The sequence below is a fragment of the Bacteroides sp. D1 genome (genome assembly GCF_000157095.2).
In the GTDB taxonomy this organism is placed as follows: domain Bacteria; phylum Bacteroidota; class Bacteroidia; order Bacteroidales; family Bacteroidaceae; genus Bacteroides; species Bacteroides xylanisolvens.
Map to the genome: position 1 here is coordinate 1 of NZ_JH114347.1, position 4,464 is coordinate 4,464.

Genomic DNA, 4,464 nt, shown 5'->3' on the forward strand with positions numbered 1-4,464 from the left:
GTATCGTTTCGAAGCCGGCAGGCTGGGACGCCTTTCATGGGCTTGCACTGGCGAGAGAGAAACTAAGCAGCGAGGAAATACAACAGCAGATGAAAGAACTTGGTGTAGAAATGGAAATCGTTCCTCTGATTTGACAAGATTACCCGGAGTGTTTCAGCCGGGTAATCTTGTTACTTATCCTTGATTTTCCCTTTAAGGGCGTTTATAATCCACCCTTTCGGATTGTTCTTTTCTCGTGATTTTCCGTTTAGGAGAGCCAGTTCTCCGATAAGGTCGGTTATCTTTTCTTGTGCCGTTATGAATGTCTCTTTGTTCCGGTTTATCTCTTCCGATGTGAAGCCGCAGGAATAACGGAGGTACTCGTACACATGGCTGTCTATCTGATATCGTGCTGTAACCTTTGCTTGCAATTCTTTCCCTTCCAGTTCTTCATCTCTGAACTGTGGTTGATAGACCGGGTAGAACCTAAACCCGGTCACCTTGCTACGTTTGTTGTTTGGGTTTTCACGCACTTTCACGTAGTTGAAAGTGTATGGGCAGCTCTCATCAAGCGCAGCCTTTGCTGGTTTCAAAACTCTTTCCTCAAAATGATCTATTCTGTCTTTTCCGTTCTTGTCCTTGTATTTGTCCGCAGGTATGCCAAGACGGTCTTTCAAGTTTTCAAGGGATATATCCAAAGGGTACACCTGCCCACTCATTAACATGTAAAACCTAAGGGAATACCCAGTAGGTAGCGCAAGAGCCTTGTTTAACTCAAATTCTCTGTACCCCTTGGCGAACTTGGTAAACACATCCCAAAGGTCGTTAGACACACGAAAGGTTATAATGCCAGTGCGTTTTTTATATTTTGGGTTAGATATAAATCCGCACTTCCACCATTCCTCGTCATCTTCGTAAGTAAAAAAACGTCCTGCCAAAGAATCGAGTGCGGCTATGATTTCATTGTAATCACGTCCGGAAAAAATAACGTCAGATACATGCATTTGTGCATCAACATCCCAAAGTCCATGCTCAAACTTGCGTTTCGTGCCTGCATAATCTTTCAGTTTTACTCCCTTTAGTTCAGCTTGGCACGCTTCCAGTATGCGAAGAACTATTCTTTGTTCGTGTATGGACATGTCTTGCTGTTTTGACCATGTATATACCCATGAAACAACAACATCTTTATTCTTGGTAATAGGTAGTTTCTTTTTCATAAACGATTGATTTGCTGCAAATATACACAATCCCCACATTAAAACAAAAAAAGAGGGGTAAAACTCCCAAAGTGTGGGGACTAATTTACTTTTAAACTCCCAAAGTGTGGGGACTAAACTCCCAAAGTGTGGGGAAACACATGTTCTAATCCCTTTATTTATGGGCGTTTGCGAAGAAGTGATAGAGCATATTACAGACGATGCTTATAACAGACAAGGGGAATTTATAGAGCTAAGTGGTTGATTTACTGTCGGAAAAAGAAAAACGATAGGGAAAAAGAGCAAAGCAAAACCAACCAACGGGCGGTAGGATTGGAAACGGGTTTTTATGGCGTGTACACGTTTGTGTACAAAATGTTTGTATTTTATTGAAATATAGCTATCTTTGTGCTGAATTTAAAAGCAAACAGATATGGAAGCATTATCAGTAAGAGAATACCGTAACAACCTCGCAGCGTCTTTCACCAAAGCTGACAATGGCGAGCAGGTACTAATTCGCAGGAAAAACGAGATTTACGCTTTGGTAAAAGTTGGTCGTGAAGATTTGATGATAACCCCGGAGCTGCAAGCAAGGATTGACAAGGCAAGGGAAGAAATCAAATCCGGAAAGTGTGTTACCCTCAAAAGCAGTGAGGATATTGACGCTTATTTCGATAGTCTATGATGTACACAATTAGGGTTTCCGACGGGGTGGATAAGGTGATTGCCAAATGGAAGAAATCAAACCCCAATTTGTTCAAGAAGTATAAGAAAATCTACAAAGAATTGTTAGAGCACCCTAAGACTGGGCTTGGGCATCCCGAAGCGTTAAGGGGCGGTGGGGATATTACATGGTCTCGACACATTACCGCCCATGACCGGATAATCTATGACATTTACGAGGAAGTGGTAGAGGTCTACATCTTGGAGGTAGAGGGGCATTACAACGATAAATGATAAAACTGTTATGGTCGAATATTGTGTTTACTGGTTAGAGAACGGCGAGCCTATGCACGAGGTGTTCTCTTCTCTTGCCGCCGCCGAGATGTACTCATGTGCGATAAGAGGGAAAGAAAACATTGAATGGGTGGAGGTGTCCGAAGAAGAAACCATTGATTTGGACGAACTGGAAGACATGTTCCCGGATGACTTCTGCGGCGTGTAATCCCCTTGGGTAGAAATGGGGTAGAATTTGTTAGGCTGTGGGGGATTTTCTAACACGCCGGGGCTTTTTGCTGGGCGGTTGGCGTGGATGTATTCCCATGCGGCATGTGTATATATAGCAAGAAGTGTCCTTGTCGGACAATTCTTGCTTTTCTCGCTTTGCTCAAAAAGATTTTAAGATTACCTTTGTGGCATGGAACTAAGACGGAACGAAAAGATTACATTCCGGTGTACCGAACTTGAAAAGGACGCACTTGCGGAGCAGGCAGCCCGGTGCAGTCTAAGCGTATCGGAATACTGCCGGAGTTTGTCCCTTGGGGGGCGCCCAAGGGAGAGGTACACCGAGGAGGAACGGCAGCTTCTCCGGGACATAGCCCAGTTGAAAGGAACGCTCCAACGGCTGAACAACTACTTCGGTGGTCGCCAGTACCGGGAAGTGTTCGAGGAGAACCGGGCACTAATTACAGAGCTCAAAAAAATACTCTCACGATGATAGGGAAAGGGAAAAGCATATCACATGGTGTGGCGGCATTGGAGTACGACCTCGCCAAAGAGATAAACGGGCAGGCAGTAGCCACCGAGATAGCCCGGCATGAACTTTATGGGTGTACTGGTGCGGAAATGGTGCAGGAAATGAAACCGTATCACATTGATTTTCCGAACGTAAAAAACAACTGCCTACGTTTCGAGGTCAGCCCCTCGATAGAGGAAAGCGCCACCTTTACGGATGCGGACTGGGCGGAACTTGGTAACGACTTCATGCAGCGCATGGGGTTGGCGAACCACCAGTACATCATCATCCGGCACAGCGGTACGGAGAGCAAGAAAGAGCAAGCCCACCTGCACATACTGGCAAACCGGGTTTCCCTTTCCGGGGAACTGTACCGGGACAACTGGATAGGGAAAAAGGCAACGGAAGCCGCCAATGCCATAGCCAAGGAACGGAACTTTGTACAGTCGCAGGACATTGGCAAAGTCAACAAAGCGGAAATCAAGGAAGCCATGGACGGCGTATTGAAGAAGATGCAGGGCTTTGACTTTACCAAATTCAAGGAAGAACTTGGTAAGAGAGGTTTTAAAGTCCGGGAAGCCAGGGCAAGCACCGGGAAACTTAACGGCTACTATGTCACAGCCCGAAGCGGTACGGAGTATAAGGCAAGCGAGATAGGGAAAGGCTACACTCTCGCCCATATCGAGCGGACACAAAGCAAACTGAAGTGCAACTCAATGAACATATCTCATGGAAACAAACTCACACCCGGAAGCGGCAGCTTCCAACGTTAAGCAGGGACAGTACAGCCCCCGGAAAAGAAAAGATACAACGCCAAGGGTAAACCCGCAGCTTGCGGTAGAACTGGTGTATCAAGAACTAAAGCGTGTTGAAGTCTATACGAAGCGCATAGAGGACGCAACAGCCCGAAAGGTACAAATAGACGGGAAAAGCCTTGAAAGTGCCGAAAATCGCCTAAAAAACGTGTTGGCGGACTTTGAACGGCAGGGGTACAGAATGAAAAACGGCGGTTATGTGGACAAACGAATTTCGTTCTACTCAATCCTTTGTGCTGTTATCTCCCTATTGTTCGCTTGTTTCATGTGCTATCTTTGGACGGATGCAGCCAAAGACCGGGACAACTACAAGCAGTATTATGAATACTACCAAGAGCAGGCAAGGGAACAAAAGGGGAATAAATAAACATCTAACTTTACGAATTATGGGAACAACGGAACACGAAGAACCCCGGTTCTTCTTCATACTGAACAAGGGTGCGAAGTCCGGCGGCGAAATCACCCATGCCGTCCTAAACGGTAGTATCGTTTCGAAGCCGGCAGGCTGGGACGCCTTTCATGGGCTTGCACTGGCGAGAGAGAAACTAAGCAGCGAGGAAATACAACAGCAGATGAAAGAACTTGGTGTAGAAATGGAAATCGTTCCTCTGATTTGACAAGATTACCCGGAGTGTTTCAGCCGGGTAATCTTGTTACTTATCCTTGATTTTCCCTTTAAGGGCGTTTATAATCCACCCTTTCGGATTGTTCTTTTCTCGTGATTTTCCGTTTAGGAGAGCCAGTTCTCCGATAAGGTCGGTTATCTTTTCTTGTGCCGTTATGAATGTCTCTTTGTTCC

General features: G+C 45.7%; 8 protein-coding genes and 1 pseudogene. 7 read left to right on the plus strand and 2 right to left on the minus strand.

Annotated elements, in window-relative coordinates; translation table 11 throughout:
* Nucleotides 1-170: 170 nt before the first annotated feature.
* A complete protein-coding gene (locus tag BSAG_RS05930) occupies nucleotides 171-1,196 on the minus strand; it encodes a replication initiation protein (protein ID WP_004295509.1) in 1,026 nt (341 codons plus the stop codon).
* Between the two features lie 412 nt (nucleotides 1,197-1,608).
* On the opposite strand from BSAG_RS05930, the gene BSAG_RS05925 reads away from it, so the two are divergent.
* The 7 genes from BSAG_RS05925 to BSAG_RS0223405 all read left to right on the plus strand — a co-directional run bounded on the left by BSAG_RS05925 (nucleotide 1,609) and on the right by BSAG_RS0223405 (nucleotide 4,282).
* Complete coding sequence (locus tag BSAG_RS05925) at nucleotides 1,609-1,860, plus strand: hypothetical protein (RefSeq protein ID WP_004295507.1); 252 nt, start codon at nucleotides 1,609-1,611, stop codon at nucleotides 1,858-1,860.
* Nucleotides 1,857-2,132, plus strand: a complete 276-nt coding sequence (locus BSAG_RS05920; protein ID WP_004327436.1) for a type II toxin-antitoxin system YoeB family toxin — start codon at nucleotides 1,857-1,859, stop codon at nucleotides 2,130-2,132. Before BSAG_RS05925 ends, BSAG_RS05920 begins: the two co-directional genes overlap by 4 nt.
* A 10-nt stretch (nucleotides 2,133-2,142) precedes the next feature.
* Nucleotides 2,143-2,340: a hypothetical protein gene (locus tag BSAG_RS05915; RefSeq protein ID WP_004295503.1), complete on the plus strand. Its 198-nt coding sequence runs from the start codon at nucleotides 2,143-2,145 to the stop codon at nucleotides 2,338-2,340.
* Between the two features lie 192 nt (nucleotides 2,341-2,532).
* Nucleotides 2,533-2,832 carry a mobilization protein MbpA gene (gene mbpA / locus BSAG_RS26095; RefSeq protein WP_004327437.1) on the plus strand — a complete coding sequence of 100 codons (300 nt, stop codon included), beginning with the start codon at nucleotides 2,533-2,535 and terminating at the stop codon, nucleotides 2,830-2,832.
* Nucleotides 2,829-3,623 (plus strand): mobilization protein MbpB, encoded by a 795-nt coding sequence (gene mbpB, locus BSAG_RS0223400; protein WP_007560590.1) that lies wholly within the window; start codon nucleotides 2,829-2,831, stop codon nucleotides 3,621-3,623. Before mbpA ends, mbpB begins: the two co-directional genes overlap by 4 nt.
* Nucleotides 3,580-4,032, plus strand: a complete 453-nt coding sequence (gene mbpC / locus BSAG_RS05910) for a mobilization protein MbpC (protein WP_004295511.1) — start codon at nucleotides 3,580-3,582, stop codon at nucleotides 4,030-4,032. The genes mbpB and mbpC overlap by 44 nt, the downstream gene beginning before the upstream one ends.
* A 19-nt stretch (nucleotides 4,033-4,051) precedes the next feature.
* Nucleotides 4,052-4,282, plus strand: coding sequence for a hypothetical protein (locus tag BSAG_RS0223405; RefSeq protein WP_004295510.1), 231 nt, complete (start codon nucleotides 4,052-4,054; stop codon nucleotides 4,280-4,282).
* Nucleotides 4,283-4,318: 36 nt separating this feature from the next.
* Here BSAG_RS0223405 and BSAG_RS25035 read toward each other — a convergent pair.
* Nucleotides 4,319-4,464, minus strand: a pseudogene (locus BSAG_RS25035) (replication initiation protein); the annotation flags it as partial.

Bases quoted from the DNA above. Each gene is read 5' to 3' on its own strand.
- mbpA (WP_004327437.1), top strand. From the start codon at position 2,533: ATGGAACTAAGACGGAACGAAAAGATTACATTCCGGTGTACCGAACTT.
- BSAG_RS05930 (WP_004295509.1), bottom strand. From the start codon at position 1,196: ATGAAAAAGAAACTACCTATTACCAAGAATAAAGATGTTGTTGTTTCA.
- BSAG_RS05920 (WP_004327436.1), top strand. From the start codon at position 1,857: ATGATGTACACAATTAGGGTTTCCGACGGGGTGGATAAGGTGATTGCC.
- mbpC (WP_004295511.1), top strand. From the start codon at position 3,580: ATGGAAACAAACTCACACCCGGAAGCGGCAGCTTCCAACGTTAAGCAG.
- mbpB (WP_007560590.1), top strand. From the start codon at position 2,829: ATGATAGGGAAAGGGAAAAGCATATCACATGGTGTGGCGGCATTGGAG.
- BSAG_RS05925 (WP_004295507.1), top strand. From the start codon at position 1,609: ATGGAAGCATTATCAGTAAGAGAATACCGTAACAACCTCGCAGCGTCT.
- BSAG_RS05915 (WP_004295503.1), top strand. From the start codon at position 2,143: ATGGTCGAATATTGTGTTTACTGGTTAGAGAACGGCGAGCCTATGCAC.
- BSAG_RS0223405 (WP_004295510.1), top strand. From the start codon at position 4,052: ATGGGAACAACGGAACACGAAGAACCCCGGTTCTTCTTCATACTGAAC.